14 protein-coding genes and 1 pseudogene are annotated in these 15,999 nt (G+C 72.7%); 7 read left to right on the plus strand and 8 right to left on the minus strand.

Annotation, left to right across the window (positions count from 1 at the left end):
• Positions 1-2: 2 nt before the first annotated feature.
• Positions 3-1,283: a serine/threonine-protein kinase gene (locus ACWEPL_RS52700; RefSeq protein ID WP_452440907.1), complete on the minus strand. Its 1,281-nt coding sequence runs from the start codon at positions 1,281-1,283 to the stop codon at positions 3-5.
• 63 nt (positions 1,284-1,346) lie between these two features.
• The gene (locus ACWEPL_RS52705) at positions 1,347-1,967 is read right to left on the minus strand and encodes a TetR/AcrR family transcriptional regulator (protein ID WP_452440909.1); all 621 of its coding nucleotides are present in this window, start codon (positions 1,965-1,967) and stop codon (positions 1,347-1,349) included.
• A 93-nt stretch (positions 1,968-2,060) separates the two neighbouring features.
• Here ACWEPL_RS52705 and ACWEPL_RS52710 point away from each other — a divergent pair, with 93 nt between their 5' ends.
• The 3 genes from ACWEPL_RS52710 to ACWEPL_RS52720 all read left to right on the plus strand — a co-directional run bounded on the left by ACWEPL_RS52710 (position 2,061) and on the right by ACWEPL_RS52720 (position 4,284).
• A complete protein-coding gene (locus ACWEPL_RS52710) occupies positions 2,061-2,345 on the plus strand; it encodes a hypothetical protein (protein WP_452440910.1) in 285 nt (94 codons plus the stop codon).
• A 36-nt stretch (positions 2,346-2,381) separates the two neighbouring features.
• Entirely contained in the window at positions 2,382-3,530 is a 1,149-nt protein-coding gene (locus ACWEPL_RS52715) for a zinc-dependent alcohol dehydrogenase (RefSeq protein ID WP_452440911.1), read from the plus strand.
• A gap of 283 nt (positions 3,531-3,813) precedes the next feature.
• Positions 3,814-4,284, plus strand: coding sequence for a tautomerase family protein (locus tag ACWEPL_RS52720; protein WP_452440912.1), 471 nt, complete (start codon positions 3,814-3,816; stop codon positions 4,282-4,284).
• 8 nt (positions 4,285-4,292) lie between these two features.
• Here the strand turns inward: ACWEPL_RS52720 and ACWEPL_RS52725 are convergent, their stop codons facing one another.
• Positions 4,293-5,480: an ROK family transcriptional regulator gene (locus ACWEPL_RS52725; protein ID WP_355199908.1), complete on the minus strand. Its 1,188-nt coding sequence runs from the start codon at positions 5,478-5,480 to the stop codon at positions 4,293-4,295.
• A 107-nt stretch (positions 5,481-5,587) separates the two neighbouring features.
• Here ACWEPL_RS52725 and ACWEPL_RS52730 point away from each other — a divergent pair, with 107 nt between their 5' ends.
• The gene (locus ACWEPL_RS52730) at positions 5,588-9,124 is read left to right on the plus strand and encodes an alpha-N-acetylglucosaminidase TIM-barrel domain-containing protein (protein ID WP_452440914.1); all 3,537 of its coding nucleotides are present in this window, start codon (positions 5,588-5,590) and stop codon (positions 9,122-9,124) included.
• Between the two features lie 79 nt (positions 9,125-9,203).
• On the plus strand, positions 9,204-9,434 hold the full coding sequence (locus ACWEPL_RS52735; RefSeq protein ID WP_350735747.1) for a hypothetical protein: 231 nt from the start codon (positions 9,204-9,206) through the stop codon (positions 9,432-9,434).
• Positions 9,435-9,501: 67 nt separating this feature from the next.
• Here the strand turns inward: ACWEPL_RS52735 and ACWEPL_RS52740 are convergent, their stop codons facing one another.
• From ACWEPL_RS52740 to ACWEPL_RS52760, 5 genes and pseudogenes are all read right to left on the minus strand, one after another.
• Positions 9,502-9,894, minus strand: coding sequence for a DUF3147 family protein (locus ACWEPL_RS52740; RefSeq protein ID WP_452440915.1), 393 nt, complete (start codon positions 9,892-9,894; stop codon positions 9,502-9,504).
• Positions 9,891-10,232, minus strand: coding sequence for a DUF3147 family protein (locus ACWEPL_RS52745; RefSeq protein ID WP_363975011.1), 342 nt, complete (start codon positions 10,230-10,232; stop codon positions 9,891-9,893). The genes ACWEPL_RS52740 and ACWEPL_RS52745 overlap by 4 nt, the downstream gene beginning before the upstream one ends.
• A gap of 69 nt (positions 10,233-10,301) precedes the next feature.
• Positions 10,302-10,721: a glycoside hydrolase family 15 protein gene (locus ACWEPL_RS52750; protein ID WP_452440918.1), complete on the minus strand. Its 420-nt coding sequence runs from the start codon at positions 10,719-10,721 to the stop codon at positions 10,302-10,304.
• Complete coding sequence (locus tag ACWEPL_RS52755; protein ID WP_452440916.1) at positions 10,604-11,851, minus strand: glycoside hydrolase family 15 protein; 1,248 nt, start codon at positions 11,849-11,851, stop codon at positions 10,604-10,606. The genes ACWEPL_RS52750 and ACWEPL_RS52755 overlap by 118 nt, the downstream gene beginning before the upstream one ends.
• Positions 11,790-14,458, minus strand: a pseudogene (locus ACWEPL_RS52760) (FAD-binding and (Fe-S)-binding domain-containing protein); the annotation flags it as partial. The gene ACWEPL_RS52755 and the pseudogene ACWEPL_RS52760, both read right to left, overlap by 62 nt.
• 170 nt (positions 14,459-14,628) lie before the next feature.
• On the opposite strand from ACWEPL_RS52760, the gene ACWEPL_RS52765 reads away from it, so the two are divergent.
• Together ACWEPL_RS52765 and ACWEPL_RS52770 are read left to right on the plus strand one after the other, a co-directional pair.
• The gene (locus ACWEPL_RS52765; protein ID WP_452440917.1) at positions 14,629-15,267 is read left to right on the plus strand and encodes a hypothetical protein; all 639 of its coding nucleotides are present in this window, start codon (positions 14,629-14,631) and stop codon (positions 15,265-15,267) included.
• Positions 15,268-15,340: 73 nt separating this feature from the next.
• Positions 15,341-15,895 (plus strand): SRPBCC family protein, encoded by a 555-nt coding sequence (locus ACWEPL_RS52770; RefSeq protein ID WP_363975026.1) that lies wholly within the window; start codon positions 15,341-15,343, stop codon positions 15,893-15,895.
• The last annotated feature ends 104 nt before the right edge of the window (positions 15,896-15,999 follow it).

Raw genomic sequence — 15,999 nt, forward strand, 5'->3', positions numbered from 1 at the left:
GATCATCCGGCCGGCCAGGTGAACCTGTTCGACACGACTCGTTCCCCGTCCGGCCCTTCGGCGACGATCCACACCTTCTGGCCGGTCGCGTTGCACGGGAACCGGTCGTCGGTGTGCTGCTCGCCGTTCTCGTCGCTGGTGAGCGTCGCTCCAGGGTTGAACGCCCCCCAGTTGTCGGTGTACGGCCGGAAGACGTACTTCGTGTTCGGCTTGAGGCCGGTGGCCCGGAACTCGACGAAGGCGCAGTTCTTCCGGCAACTGCCATAGGTCGTCGAGGGGCCTTTGGACACGACGATCCCCGCCTTTTCGCGGGGCGAGCCGGACGTCCGGGGCACAGAGACCGGCGGGGGAGCGGTGGAACGATCGTCGCGGTCGGCGAGCCAGGCGGTCCCGGTCGCGGCCAGCGCCAGGGCGGCCGCCCCCGCGGTGAGCGCCGGCCACCGGCGCCTGGCGGCATCGCGGGTCCGCCGCCACAGCGGGGGCGGGTCGGCGATGTCGCGCAGCGCGTCGCGGGCTCCGGCCGCGGCCGGCCGCCTGCCCGGCTCGCTCTGGAGCATCGCCGTCAGCACCGGACGCAGCGGCCCGATGTCCGCGCTCATCTCGATGACGCCGTGGTGTGCCGCCCATCCCGCCATTCGCCGGTCGTCGTCGGGGACGCGCTCGTCTCCTTCGCCGTGGGCCCAGGGGCGAGGGGGATTCCCGGCGACCAGCGCGTAGACGGTGGCGCCGAGCGAGAACACGTCGGAGGCCGGGGCCGGGCGGCCGCCGATGAGCTCGGGTCCGGCGTAGTCGGGCGTGTAGGAGATCGGGCGCTCGGGCGAGATCGTCTCCACGCCCCCGATCCGCCGCGCGGCGTCGAAGTCGGCCAGTTTCGCCGACCCCTCGGCGTCCATGACGATGTTGGCGGGCTTCACGTCGCAATGGATCAGCCCCTTGCGGTGCAGTGCCGTCAGCGCGTCGGCGATCTGCGCGCCGATGCGGGCCGCCTCCTGGGGTGAGAACCTCCTGCCCGACAGGCTTCCGGCCGGCACCCGCTCCATGACCAGCCAGGTGCCGGCCCGAGGACCGTCGTCCACGGTCAGGACGTCGTGGACGGTGACGATGTGGGGATGGACGAGCTTGGCGAGAGCGCGGGCCTCACCCGAATGGGTGCGTTTGAGCACGACGGGGAGGTCCAGCTCCTCGTCATGGGCGAACAGCACCTCGGCCCTGCCCTCGGCGACGGTCGCCCCCCGCTCCACCCGGAATCGCGCGCCAAGTCCTTCGTCTCCGTTCAGCCGCAATGTGTCCGCCTCCACCGTGACCGCGACGTGCTCGTACCAGGGCGAAGCATCCCAGAACTATCGTCACTCGCGGTAGGTCGTTCGCTCGCCAGAGTGACAAGGATCGCTGGTCGCGTGCCGGACCAGTGCTTCGAGCTGGGCGGTGACGTCGTCGAGGGGACGGATGTCGCGTTGGGCGCGGCACATCGCCACCGTGCCCTCCGTCGCCGCCACGATCAGGGTGGCCAGCTGGGCGGCCTGGGCCTGGCCGGCGCCGTGGTCGCGCAGTGACGCGGCGAGCATCCGTTCCCACGTGCCGAACACCTCGGCGGCCGCGTCGATCGCCTCGGGAGGGCCGTCGGCGGGAGGTTCTTCGACCGCGACGGCCAGGACGGGGCAGCCTGCGCGGAAGTCGCTGTCGAGGACGGTCTGCCGCCACAAGGTCAGGAACGCGCGCAGACCGGCCGCCGGGCCGGCCTGAAGCTCCCGCTCCAGGACCCGCGTGACCAGGTCGCCGGCGAACCGGACCGCCTCGGCGGCCAGTTGCTGCTTGCCGCGCGGGAAGTAGTGGTAGGTGGAGCCGAGGGGCGCGCCGGAGTGCGCGGCCAGATCCCGGACCGTGCTCCCGGCCAGGCCGCGCCGCCGGATCAGGTCGGCCGCGCCGAAGATGATCCGCTCCCGTGACCGCGGTTCCCGCTGTGCCATGTAGTACCCCAGGTTGATTATGACGTGCGTTATAGCCTACCGTGAGCAGCGGTTATAACGATCGTCATAACTCGTCATCCCAGGAGGGGTCTCATGCCGATGATCCAGCTCACCGCCCCGTCCGGGGCGCTGACCGACCAGGGCCGGGCAGAGGTCCAGCGGGAGCTCGCGCGGGCGCTGCTGCGCTGGGAGGGCGCCCCGGACACGGCGTTCTTCCGCGCCCAGGCGTGGAGCTACCTGACCGAGCCGCCCGCGCGGGCCGGGCTGACGGCCCCCGAGGACGACCTGCCGCGCTTCCGCGTCGACGTCACCGTCCCGGAGGGGGCGCTGTCGGACCGGCGCAAGAGCGGCCTGGTCGAGGACGCCACGGATGCGTGAGGCCGCGGGTACGTCGGTCGGTCCGCGAGCGCGGCGATGACCTCCGGCAGCGTGCGCGAACTCGTCTTCCTGCGCAGCGGCCGCCTCGCCTGGCGCGAACGTGCCGCACCTCGACCGGCCGAGCCGGGCGACGCCGTCGTCCGCCCGTTCCTGGCGGGCCGCTGCGACGGCGACACCCTCCCGATCCACCGGCCGGTCTCACGAGCGCTGCAGGCGGGGATGGCGCTCGGCCTGGTGGACCCGATCGTGGCTTCCATCTGCGGGAAGGTCCCCTTCCAGGGGCCCTTCCCGATCGGTCACGAGTGCGTCGCCGAAGTGGTCGCCGTCGGGTCCGGCGTGCGGCGGATCCGGATCGGCCAGACCGTCGTCGTCCCCTGGGCGGTCTCCTGCGGCACCTGCCCCCGCTGCCTGGCCGGGCTCACCTCCAAATGCGCCACCACCACCCGAGGCACCCGAGGCACCCTCGCCGCCTATGGCTTCGGCCCCGCCAGCGGCCCGTGGGGCGGCATGGTCACCGACCGGATCCGCGTCCCCCACGCCGACCACATGCTCGTCCCCGTCCCGGACGGCGTACCGCCGCTTCGCGTCGCCGCGGCGAGCGACAACCTCGCCGACGCCTGGCGGACGGTCGTCCCGCCGCTCGCCCGCCGCGAAGGCGCGAAGGTGCTCATCCTCGGCGGCGGCGCCAAGAGCATCGGTCTGTACGGCGCCGGGCTCGCCGTCGCCCACGGCGCCGCGACCGTCCACTACCTCGACGACGCCCCCGGGCGGCGCCAGATCGCCGAATCCTTCGGCGCCGAGGCCCGTCCACTGTCGGGCCCCGTCCGTGACACGTACGACATCGTCGTCGAGGCCACCTCGCGAGCCCTGGGCCTGCGCCAGGCGCTCGCCGCGACGGCTCCCGGCGGCGTGTGCACCGCGGTGGGCTACTACCTGGCGACCGGCACCCGCGTCCCCCTCATGCGCATGTACGCCACCGACACCACCCTCCGGGTAGGCGTCTCCCACGCCCGCGCCACCCTGCCCGACCTCCTGGAGTTCGTCCACCGCACCGGCTTCCCCGCCGAACGCGTCATCACCCTGCTCGCGGACTGGGACGACGCCCCCACGGCCTATGCCGCCCGCACCACCAAACTCGTCCTGGCCCGCGACCCGCTCCCGACCGGAAACGGGCCCACACCATGATCAACCTGCACCACGCCCATCTGATGGCCGGCGACATCGACGCCACCATCGCCTTCTGGCGCGACGGCTTCGGCGCCCGAGTGGTCCACGACGACGTCTTCGCCGGCGCCCGCAACGTCGCGTCCCGGTCACCGGCATCCGCCGCGAACCTACCGCCCGCTACGCCATGGCGGAAGGCCCTGACCGGCTCCTGCTGGAGATCTTCCAACCCGACCCCGCGGCCCTGCCCCCGGAGCTGCGGGCCTGTTTCGCCCTTTGGGGACGACCGTCACAGGAGGAAACGATGACAGTGATCACGGTGACCGCGCCGCAGGGACGGCTCAGCGTCGAGCAGCGGCGCGCGCTGGCCCGGACGCTGACCGACGCGGTCCTGGTGCCGGAGATCGGGCAGCTCGCGCCGGCCGCCCGGGTGGGCTTCCAGGTCCACTTCGTGGAGCGCGCACCCGACATGATGGCGATCGGCGGCACCCTGCTCGCCGACGCCGAGCAGGACGTGATGGTCGTCGACGTGGCGGTCATGGACGCCGACTGGCGGCGCGAGGTGCGCGCCGAGGCCATCGAACGCATCCTGGCGGCGCTGGCCGAGGCGTGCGGCCTGCCGGCCCCGTCCCCGGCGTGGTGGGTGAACTTCCGGGTGATCGAGGACGGCAGCTGGGCCTCGGGCGGCCGCGTCCTGTCGATCCTCGACCTGCTCGACACCGGGGTCTTCACCGAGGAACGCGCCAAGGCGGTGCGCGCGGCGCTGTCCTGCTGACCGCGAGGTCAGCAGCCGGCCAGGGTGTCGCGCCACACCTCGTCCAGGGCCAGCTGGATCGCGCCCGTGAGCACGGTGCCCTCGGCCAGCTCCGACAGCTCCACGCTCGGCGGGGTGAGGGTCAGGTCCTCGAGGTGCCGTGCGATGGCGTCCAGTAGGACCGCGCCGGCGCGGGCGATGCCGCCGCCGATCACGATCGCGTGCGGCGACAGCACGAGGACGGCGGGGGCGATCGCCTCGGCGAAGACGGCGGCGACCCGGTCGACGACCTCCACGGCCATCGGGTCGCCGTCGGCGGCGGCGGCGAAGACGGCGGCCGCGTCCGTCGCGCGGGCGAGCCCGGACTCCGGCTGGCCCGCGGCGCGGCGGCGGGCGAGATCGACGATCGCCTCGGCGCCGATCGCGCGCTCCAGCGGCCCGCGGCCGTCCCCGGCCGGGTCGGGGAGGTCGCCGATCGGACGGATGAAGCCGATCTCGCCGGCCTGGCCCGCGCCCCGGTGCAGCCGCCCGTCGATGACGACCCCGGCTCCGAGCCGCTCGCCCCACTGAACCGCGAGCAGGGTGCCCGCGCCGGTGTGCTGGCGGACGGCCGCCAGCGCGGCCAGGTTCGCGTCGTTCTCCACCGTGACCGCGCACCTGAAACGAGCGCGCAGGCGGCCGGCGAGGTCGATCTCCGGCCAGCCCGGCACGCTCGGGGCGAACAGCACCCGGCCGGTGGCCACCTCGACGATGCCCGGGGTCGCCGCGGTGACCGCCGCGATCTGCTCGGCGGCCAGTCCGGCCGCCGCCAGAGCCGCGCCCGTCGCCTCGTCGACCGCCTCGAGCAGGTGCCGGGCACCACGACGGCCGACCGGCCGGCGGATCAGCGCGAGGCGCTCGCCGGCCAGGTCGGCGATCCCCGCCGTCACGGTGTGCGGGCCGACGTCCAGGGCGAGAACGGGCGCCGCCCGGCCGTTCAGCGAGAACCGCGTGGCCGGTCTGCCCACCGTGGCCTGCTGCGGCGCGACCTGCCGCAGCCAGCCGGCGGCCAGCAGGTCCTCCACCGCCTGGGCGACCGTCGGGCGGGTGAGCTCGGTCAGCCGGGCGAGTTCGGCCACCCGTACGGGCTCCGGCGCGCGCCGCCGGACCGCGTCGAGCACCGCGGCCCGGTTCATCCTCCGCAGGACCGGTGTGCCCGCCGGCCGCTCCTCCGTCATCAACGCCCCTCTTGACCTTCTGTCGTCTCCGGCTGAGTATATTTCGCAGAGACCTTACGAAAAGTCTTTACATAATAGGTTCGCCCTCCCGGAGGTGGCCGCCCCCCATGACACCGCAGATCTCCGCCGCCCCGTTACCGCGCCGACGGCGACCGCTCCTGGCGGCGCTCGCCGTCCTGCTCACGATGCTCGCCGTCCCGTTCGCCGCCCAGCCCGCGGCGGCGGCCGGCACCCCCGCGCAGGAGGCGTCCGCCCGGCTCGACGGCCCGGCGGCGCAGGCCCTGGAACGGCTGATCGGGACCTCGCGCGCCAGGCAGGTCACTCTGCGCGCGATCGACAAGGGCACGGGCCGGGACCGGTTCGAGGTGTACGGCGAGAACGGCCGCCTCGTCGTCGCCGGCACGACGCCCGCGGTGCAGCTGACCGGCTTCGGCCGCTACCTGCGCCAGGTGGCGCACGCCGACGTCTCGATCAACGGCTCCCAGGTGGACCTGCCCCAGCGCCTCCCGCTGCCCGCGGCTCCCATCGCCAAGGACTCCTCGGTGGACCATCGGTTCGCCCTCAACGACACCAACCAGGGCTATGCGGGGGCGTATCTGAGCTGGCCGGAGTGGCAGCGGCGGATCGACGTCCTCGCGCTGCACGGCATCAACGAGGTGCTCGTCTACGAGGGCCAGGAGGCGGTCTACCAGCGCACCTTCATGGAGTTCGGCTACTCCGACCAGCAGATGCGCGAGTGGATCCCGCAGCCGGGCCACCAGTCCTGGTGGCTGCTGCAGAACATGTGCTGCACCGACAGCCCGATCTCCCAGCAACTCATCGACCGGCGCATCGAACTCGGCCGCAAGATGGCCGACCGCCTGCGTTCCCTGGGCATGGTCCCCGTGCTGCCCGGCTATTTCGGCACCGTGCCGACCGACTTCAAGGTCCGCAACCCCGGCGCCAACACCGTCCCGCAGGGCACCTGGAACCAGCTCGAACGCCCCCACTGGCTCGACCCGACCGATCCGGTCTTCGCGCGCGTCGCGGCCACGTTCTACCGGGTGCAGACCGAGCTGTTCGGGCCCAGCACGATGTACAAGATGGACCTGCTGCACGAGGGCGGCACGGCCGGCACGGTCAACGTCGCGCAGGCGTCGCAGGCGGTGCAGCGGGCACTGAACGATGCCCACCCCGGCGCGCTCTGGACGATCCTGGGCTGGCAGAGCAACCCGCTCCCGGCGACGCTCCAGGCCATCGACCGGACCAAGATGTTCATCGTCGACGGCATCAGCGAGGAATCCGGCATCACCGACCGGGACAAGGACTTCCTCGGCACCGGGTACGCGTTCGGCACCATCTGGAACTTCGGCGGCCACTTCAACCTCGGCGCCCGCCTGACGCTGTGGAACCAGAAGTTCCACGCCTGGCGCGGCAAGTCCGGCACGGCGATGAACGGCATCGCGCTGATGCCGGAGGCCATCGACAACAACCCGGCCGCGGTCGCGTTCTTCGCCGACCTGCCGTGGCAGGACGGCCCGGTCGACATGCGGCAGTGGTTCGACGACTACGCCACCGCCCGGTACGGCGGCGACGATCCGCACGCCAAGGCGGCCTGGCGGATCCTGCTCGACACCGTCTACAGCTGGCCCGCCGGCGCCGACAGCCGGCACGTCACCGGCCTGTACGACGACGAGCCCGGCCTGGCGAACACCGGCTACCCGCTGCAGTACGACATCGCCGCCTTCGACAAGGCGCTCGACGAGCTGCTCCAGGTCGACCGGCGCCTGCGCGGCTCAGGCGCCTACCGCTACGACCTCGTCGACGTCGCACGGCAGGTGCTGGCCAACCACAGCCGGCTGCAGCTGCCCAAGATCCGCGCCGCCTACCGCGCCAAGGATCTCGACCGCTTCGAGCGCCTCACCGGCCAGTGGATGGACCGGATGCGGCTGATGGACCGGCTGCTCGGCACCGACGAGAACTTCCTGCTCGGCGCATGGCAGAAGGAGGCCCGACGGCAGGCCGCCACCCCGGCCGAGGCGGCGACCCTCGACTACAACCTCAAGTCGCTGGTCACGCTCTGGGCCTCCGGCGCCCGCCTGCAGGACTACGCCCGCAGGGAGATGAACGGTCTCGTCGGGCAGTACTACGCCAAGCGGTGGCAGCTGTTCTTCGACAGCCTGAAGACCGCGCTGCGCTCGGGCAAGGACTATCCCGAGCCGATCGACTGGATGGCCGTCGCCCAGGACTGGGCCAAGGCCGGCACCAAGCTCGCCTCCGAGCCGCGCGGCGACGCCTACACCGAGGCGAGCCGGGTGGCCGCGACGCCCGACGGCGCGGTGACCGTCGGGGCCGACCGCAAGGGCGTCAAGCCGGGCGGGGCCGTACAGGTCACCGCCGTGTTCACCAACGACAACACGCTGCGGCCCACCGGCCGGGTGACGCTCCAGCTCAGCGCCCCGCGCGGATACCAGGTGCGGGCGACCTCGCCGACCCGCGCCGACCACGTCGCACCGCGCGACAAGCTCACCGCGACGTGGACGGTGACCGTTCCCGCCGGCGAGGCCCCGGGCGGTACCCCGGCGCTGGACGCCACCGCCTCCTGGCGCTCCGACGACGCCGAACAGCGGGACACGGCCTCGACCCGCCTGCTGGTCGCCGGAGCCGCGCCCGCGTCGTACCGGACGATGAGCAACACGCAGGCCGAGTTCGCTGCCACCGGCGACGGGATCGCGATCGCGGCGGGCGGCGCGGACCTGTGGCGGGAGTCCAACGAGCTGGCCACCGCCTACCGCGCGGACGCCCTGGCCGACGGGCAGCAGCTCGTCAGCACGGTGCTGCGCCAGGACGGCGCGTCGGACTGGACCCGGTCCGGGCTGGTGGTGAGCGACGACCTGGCCACCCCCGGGTCCACCGGCTACGCGAACATCGCCGTCACACCCGGCCACGGCTGCGTGTTCAGCTGGGATTCCGACGGCAACGGGCAGCTCGACTCGTACGCCGAGGTGGGCGGGTTCGCGCCGCCCGTACACGTGCGCGTCGGCAGGTCCGGCGACCGGCTCACCGGGTCGTGCAGCGGCGACGGCAGGAACTGGGCGGTGATCGGGGCGGCCCGCGTCCCGGGCGCCGCCGCCGCGCTCGACGCCGGGCTGTTCACCAGCGCGGCCAACCGGGACACCGGTCAGCAGGCGATCGCCGTGCTGACCGATCCCGCGTCGGCCCCGTCGACCGCCCGCGACGGCGCGCAGGACACCCTGCAGAGCCTCCGCAAGCCGGTCACGGCGCTGAGCTGGGAGCCGAACCGGGGCCCCGAGCACGCGAACGACGGCAGCCGGGCCAACTCGCCGTACTTCGCCAGCCAGATGACCTGGGACACGACCTGGTGGCAGGTCGATCTCGGGACGGTCGACGACGTCTCGCGCGTCAACGTGCGCAACTACGTCGGGGGCGGGCGCTACTACGAGTACCGGCTGGAGGGCAGCCTCGACGGCGTCACCTGGTACACCCTCGGAGGACGCCGCGGCCCCCGGGCCGCGACCGACGCCGGGGACACGATGACCACCGAGGCGAAGGCCCGGTACGTACGGGTGACCGGCACGCACAACACCGCCAACCTGTCGTTCCACCTCACCGAGGTCAGCGTGTACGGGACGCCGGCGCAATGATGTTGACAGGGCACGTGATCCGGAGAGAATAAAGTTCGGTCGCGTTGCTTGAAGTTCACGTGCTCCTGGAGGGACCTTCGTGAGAGTTAAGCAGGGGATTGTCGCGGCGACGATGATCGCCGCCATGCTCGCCGTCGGCTCGACGCCGGCTCATGCCATTCCGCCGCCTCCACCGGGAGGCGACAACCTCACGGTCCTCAGTTACTACGCCGGGGACACGCTCGTCGGACAGCGCTGGTTCGGGTGCAGTCAGTCGGGCCAGTGGGGGTCGCTGGAGGGCCAGCTGAAAGTCACCTGGACACCCTGCTGAACACCCGCTGAACATGGGGCGGCCTGGCCGGCGGACGGCCCGGCCGCTCCCACGTCCGGCTGACGGCTCATCGGCCGCGGCGGGCGCCGAACGCCAGGTACAGCAGACCCGCGACGACCGCCCAGGCCACGGTGGCCACCGCCAGGACGAGCGGAGCGGGCAGCCAGGTCGCCAGCCCCCACACGCACGCGGCGAAGGCGATCATGCCCGTCGCGCCCAGCACCGCGCCGCGGGCGTCCTGGGCGGCCGGGTCGCGCCGATGCTCCTCCTCCTCGATGAGGGTCAGCGTGGCCGCGAGGATGGCGGGAAAGGCCAGGAACACTCCCCCCGCCACGGGTCCCCAGCGCAGCCCGACCAGGCCGGCGGCCACGGAGACGATCGCCCCGAAGGCGAAGCGCACCACCATCCCGCCTACCGGCGTGTCCCGCAGCTTGGCCGGCTGCAGCCGGATCGCGTTCATGTGATCAGCGCCCAGCCCGCGCCGGCGACGGCCGCCCACACCACGAGCGCCGTCAGCGAGCCCGCGAAGGCGCCCAGGTGGCGTACGAGCGGCACGGCCGCCGCGCAGTAGGCCACCAGCGCGACCGATCCGGCGATCATGCCGAGCGCGGACTCGTCGAGCTGATGTTCGCCCTCGTGCAGCACGGTGATGGTCATCCCGGCCAGGGCCACGGCGGGGGCGGCGGCGAAGATGCCGGCGAACCGCTTGGGCGTCAGCATCTCGCCGATCACCGCGAAGACCATCACGAGCAGGCCGCCGAGCAGCCCGCGTCCTACGATCCACCACACCTCGCTCATCAGCGGCCCCTCTCGCCGGTCCGCTGCCCGCCGGCCGATCCGGTAACCCCCGATGAGGTAAAGGCCGTCTCACTCGTTCAGGCGGGCGGCGCATTCGAGGAGCAGCGCGTGGACGAAGGCCTGCGGGAGGTTGCCGCGCATCTGCCGCTGCGTCACGTCGTACTCCTCGGCCGGCAGGCCCGCCGGGCCGCACGCGGCGCGGTTGCGCTCGAACCAGCGCAGCGCGGTCGGCACGTCGCCCTGCTGGTGGGCGGCGAGCGCGACGAGGAATCCGCAGAGCAGGAACGCGCCTTCGGTCTCCCCGAGCGGCCGGTCGTCGTGCCGGAACCGGTAGGCGTACCCGTCTTCGGTGAGGGCGGCCAGGTACGCGTTCAGCGTGCGCTTGCTGCGCGGGTCGCCGGCGGGGACGGCGCGTTCTCCCCGACGGCACGCAGCCCGGCCGCGCAGTTCAGGCGGCTGTGCGTCCAGGCGCGGTCGTCCAGCTCCCAGATGCCCGCGTCCGGGTCCCGCCGGCGTTCCTCGACGGCCGCCACCGCGGTACGCAGCGCGCGGCGGCCGTCGGCGTCGAGCCGGTCGTGCCGGTCCGCGGCGGCGAACAGCAGCAGGGCGTCGCCGAAGGAGTCCAGCTGGAACTGGTGGGTCACCCGGTTGCCGGCCAGGTCGTAGCCGCCCGGGTAGCCGGGCAGGTCCAGGCGGCGCTGCTCGGGCACCGGTCCGCCCGTGCCGGTGTAGGCGGGTTTGAGATGCGGCCCGTCCTCCAGCAGCCGCGCGCCCACGAAGCGCACCGCGTCGTCCAGGAGCGGATAGGCCCCGGCGGCGGCCGACGCCAGGCCCGCGTAGCACTGGTCGCGGATCCAGACGTACCGGTAGTCGTAGTTGCGGTCGGCCTCGCTGCGTTCGGGCAGGCTGGTGGTGGCCGCGGCCACCATGCCGCCGCCCGCGCCGGTCAGGCCGCGCATGACGGCGTAGGCGTGGTGGGCGTCCCGGTCGGCGATGGTGTGCAGGCGCGGCATCGCGCGGCCCCACGCCTGCTCGGTGGCGTGCCAGGCGCGGCCGGCGTCGGGCGGCCCGCCGCGCGGCGGGCGGTCGGCGATCTCCAGGACCAGGTCGTGGTGCTCCCCGGCGGGGACGGTGAGCTCCAGCTCCAGACCGTGCCCGGGCCTCGCCTTTTCGGCGCCGGTCCAGCGGAACCACAGACCTTGCCCGTCCGCCTCCCACGCACCGCGGAAGCGCGGCCGGCACGCGCCGAACCCGGGTCGCGGGTCGCAGACGACCTGCACCCGCGCGTCCCCGTGCCGGGCGATGATCCGGCGAAGCAGCACGGCGCGCCCGCGCTCGCCGGGGAACGCGAGCGCCTCGCGGCACTCGATGATCCCGGTGGTCGTCACCCACCGGCTGCGCCAGATCAGCGAGCCCGGCTCGTAGGCGCCGCTCCACACGAAGCGCTCCCGCGGCGTGAAGGCGTAGCCGATCAGCGAGGCGAAGATCGCGTCGCTGTCCCATAGCGGCGCGCACATCCAGCACAACTCCCCGCGCGGGCCCACGACGGCACCGCGCTCACCGTCGGCGAGGAGCGCGTACTCGCGCAGCACCTGCGCCGGATACCGTTCGTCGTTCATGCCACGTGAGGGGCCCGCGCGCCGGTCCGGCCGGGGCCCGCGGCGAAGTCGGTCGCAGCAGCTCCGCGAGCAGTTCGGCCAGGTGCCGGGCCTGGACCCCGGTGCCGGAGGCGATCTGGGTACGGCAGGAGAAGCCGTCGGCCAGCAGGGTCGTGCCCGGGTCGGCCTCCCGGACCGCCGGCCACAGCCCCAGCTCGGCGGCGCCGGTGGAGACCTCGTAGTGGCCGCGTTCGAAGCCGAAGTTCCCCGCCAGGCCGCAGCAGCCCACGTCCAGCACCTCGGCCTGGACGCCGGCGCGCCGCAGCACCTCCTGGTCGGCGTCGAACCCCCAGATGGCGTGCTGGTGGCAGTGCGGCTGGGCGATGGCCTTACGGCCTGTCCCGGGCAGCGGCGCGGTGATCGCCTGCGGCGCCCGGTCGAGCAGGAACTCGGCCAGCGAGTGGGTCTGCCCGGCCAGCCGTCGGGCGTCCGGGTCGCCGGACAGCAGTTCCGGGGCGTCGGCGCGGAAGACGGCGGTGCAGCTCGGTTCCAGCCCGATCACCGGGATCCCGGCGCGAAGCCGGGGAGCGAGGGCGCGGAGGGTGCGGCGCAGCACGCGTTCGGCTATGTCGAGCTGTCCGGTGGAGATCCAGGTGAGCCCGCAGCACAGCGGGACCGGTGGCAGCTGGACCTGGAAGCCGGCCGACTCCAGGACGCGGATGGCGGCCCGGCCGATCTCGGGGTGGAAGTTGTTGGTGAAGGTGTCCGGCCACAGCAGGACCGGCGGTCCGTCGACGTGAGACCCGTTGAACTCGTCGGTCAGGCGCTTTCGGGCGAAGCGGGGCAGTTCGCGGTGCTGGTCGATGCCGCCGGCGCGTTTGACGAGCCGGTCGAGGAGTGGGGCGTGGGCGAGGGCGTTGACCGTGCCCGGCGCGAGCGACGCCAGGCGCGCCCACAGTGGCAGCCAGCCCATGGAGTAGTGCGACATCGGGCGCAGGCGGCGATGGTAGTGGTGGGACAGGAACTCGGCCTTGTAGGTCGCCATGTCCACGTTCACCGGGCAGTCGCCGCGGCATCCCTTGCAGGCCAGGCACAGGTCGAGGGCCTCGCGGACGTCCTCGGAACGCCAGCCGTCGGTGATGACGGCGTCCTCGCCGCCGCCCGGCATGCCGCGCATCATCTCCATCAGCAGGCGGGCCCGGCCCCGCGTCGTGTGCTTCTCCTCGTGGGTGACAGCCTTACGATCTCCTCGCCGAACATGATCGGCAGCAGTTCGGCGCGGGACTGGCCGTCCCCGTGCTCGCCTGACAACGACCCGCCGTAGGAGGCGACCAGCCGCGCGGCGCGCTCGACGAAGCGCCGGTACGTGGCCGTGCCCTCGGGGTCCTCCAGGTCGAAGCCGATCCGGGTGTGCACGCAGCCCTGGCCGAAGTGGCCGTACAGCGACGCCGATCCGTAGCCGAACTCCTCCAGCAGGGCGCGGAAGTCACGCAGGTAGTCGCCGAGTCGCTGCGGCGGGACTGCGGCGTCCTCCCAGCCCTCGTGGGTGTCGGGGCCGCCGGGCGGGTAGGCGGTCGCGCCGAGCCCGGCCTCGCGGACCTTCCACAGCCGCTCCTCCTCCTGCGGGTCGTCGAGATAGGCGACGCGGGGATCGTGCTCGAAGCGGTGGATGTCCTCCAGCTGGCGGTCGGCGCGTTCGTCGGCCTGCTCGCGGGTGTCGCCGCCGAAGCGCACCATCAGCCACCCCGATCCTTCGGGCAGCTCCCGCAGCACTCTCTGCTTGGCGACGTGCTCGGCGCGGGCCAGGTCGATGAGGGTGTGGTCGAGCCCTTCGAGAGCCAGCGGGCCGTGTTCGGCCACGGCGGGGACGGCGTCGCCGGCGGCGGCGATGTCCTCGAAGCCGAGGACCACCAGCGACTGGTACTTGGGTACGGGCACCAGCTCGATCTCCGCCTGCAGCACGGTGACCAGCGTCGACTCGCTGCCGACCAGCGCGCGGGCGAGGTCGAAGCCGTTCTCCGGCAGCAGGGAGTCGAGGTTGTAGCCGGAGACGCGCCGGGGGATGTGCGGGTATCGGGTGCGGATGAGCGCCAGGTTCTCGTCGGCGAGTTCGCGCAGCGCCCGGTAGATCTCGGCCCGCCGGCCTCCCTCGGTCTCGGCGAGGATGCGTTCGTAGTCCTCCTGGTCGGTCGGTCCGACCCACATCCGGGTGCCGTCGTAGGTCAGCACCTCCATGCGCGCCACCGAGTCGGCCATCCTGCCGTACGCCTGGGCGGACGCGCCGCAGGAGTTGTTGCCGATCATCCCGCCGATCGTGCACGTGTCATGCGTGGACGGCTTCGGCCCGACCATCAGGTGATACCCGGAGAGCTCGGCGTTGAGATCGTCCAGGCAGGCCCCGGGTTCGACCACCGCTCGCCGGTGCTCCGGGTCGACCCGCACCAGCCGGCGGCAGTACTTGGACCAGTCGAGCACCACGCCCGCGTTGCAGCACTGCCCGGCCAGGCTCGTCCCGCCGCCGCGCGAGAACACCGCGACGTCGTGCCGGCGGCACACGGCCACCGCCTCCACCGCCGCGTCAACGGTGCGCGGGATCACCACGCCGATCGGCACCTGCCGGTAGTTGGAGCGCCTGGTCATGGCTCCTACCGTCGCCGATCATCTGCTCCTGCGCTGGCGTCAGTGGGATGTGGAGCACCTGTTCGGCTATCCGGGCGACGGCATCAACGGGATCATCGCGGCGCTGGGACGCGCCGAGGACCGCCAGCGGTTCGTCCAGCCCCGGCACACTGCGGGCCATGGGCGGCGCGCCCAAGTTCGAGGAGCCCCAGACCCTGCCGGACGTGTCCTATGCCGGCTTCGCCCGCTCGCTGGACCTGGAGGGCATCGAGGTCGAGAAGCCCGAGGCGATCGGCCCGGCCTGGGACCGTGCCCTGGCCGCCGACCGGCCCGTCGTCCTGGACGGCCACTGCGACCCCGACATCCCGCCGATCCCGCCGCACACCGACTTCGAACAGCTCAAGGACGTCGCCGAGGCCATCATCAAGCGCGTTCCGCGGTCAGAACCAATATCGCCGGCCGCCGACCGGACGGCCGATGGAGCCCAGGACGAGCAGGATCACGCCGATGACGAGCAGGATGGCGCCGATCGTGTAGAGCAGCGAGATGCCGAGCAGCCATCCCAGGAGCAGCAGGATGATGCCGATGATGATCATGTTCTCACCGATCCCGATACGTTGATTTTGTCGAAAACTCGGCTACCCGAGGTGTACGCGGTAAACGTTCACGGTGCCGTGCCGGGGTCCCGGACGAACTCCGGCAGCGCCTCCGCCAGGACAGGACACCGGCCTCCGGCCGGACGGCCTCGGCGAGGGCTTCAGGGTGCGGTTGATGACCACGGCTTGCACGGTTCGGGACCTCTCCGTTGGACGTCATAGGGCCGCATGGCCGAACGGTGACCGTCGAACGGTTGACGTTAGCCGCGATCCAGGGCGGGCAGGGGGCGAGGCCATGAGCACGATCGAGTACTCCCTAGACGTCAAGGTCCCGATCCGCGTCGCCTACAACCAGTGGACGCAGTTCGAGACGTTCCCCGAATTCATGGAAGGGGTGGAGTCGGTCAAGCAGCACACCGACACCCGCGCCACCTGGCTGGCCGAGATCGCCGGGGTGAAGCGCGAGTTCGAGACCGAGATCACCGAGCAGCACCCCGACGAGCGCGTCGCCTGGCACACGCTCGACAAGCCCCACCACGCCGGCGTCGTCACCTTCCACCGCCTCGACGACACCACCACCCGCGTCACCCTCCAGATGGAGTACGACCCCGAGGGCTTCGTCGAGACCGCCGGCGACTGGCTCCAGATCGTCCGCATGCGCGTACAGGGCGACCTGCGCCGCTTCAAGGACTACATCGAGACTCGCGGCAGCGAGACCGGCGCCTGGCGCGGCAGCGTGCCGCCCCAGCACGCCGGTGACTCGGTCCCCCGGCCCGATGCGCCGCTGCCGGGGACCGGCACGCCGTCGCCGCGTCCCGGCTATCCGCCGCCCACCCAGCCCGGCCTGTAGTCCACGCGGCCGCGGCTCCCCCCCCGGGGGGGCGGGCGGGTGGTGTGCGTGGGTTTGTCTGGGGTGTATTGGAAAAACCCCACACCGAACAACAGGGCAAGGGG

The organism is Nonomuraea sp. NPDC004186 (genome assembly GCF_053603495.1).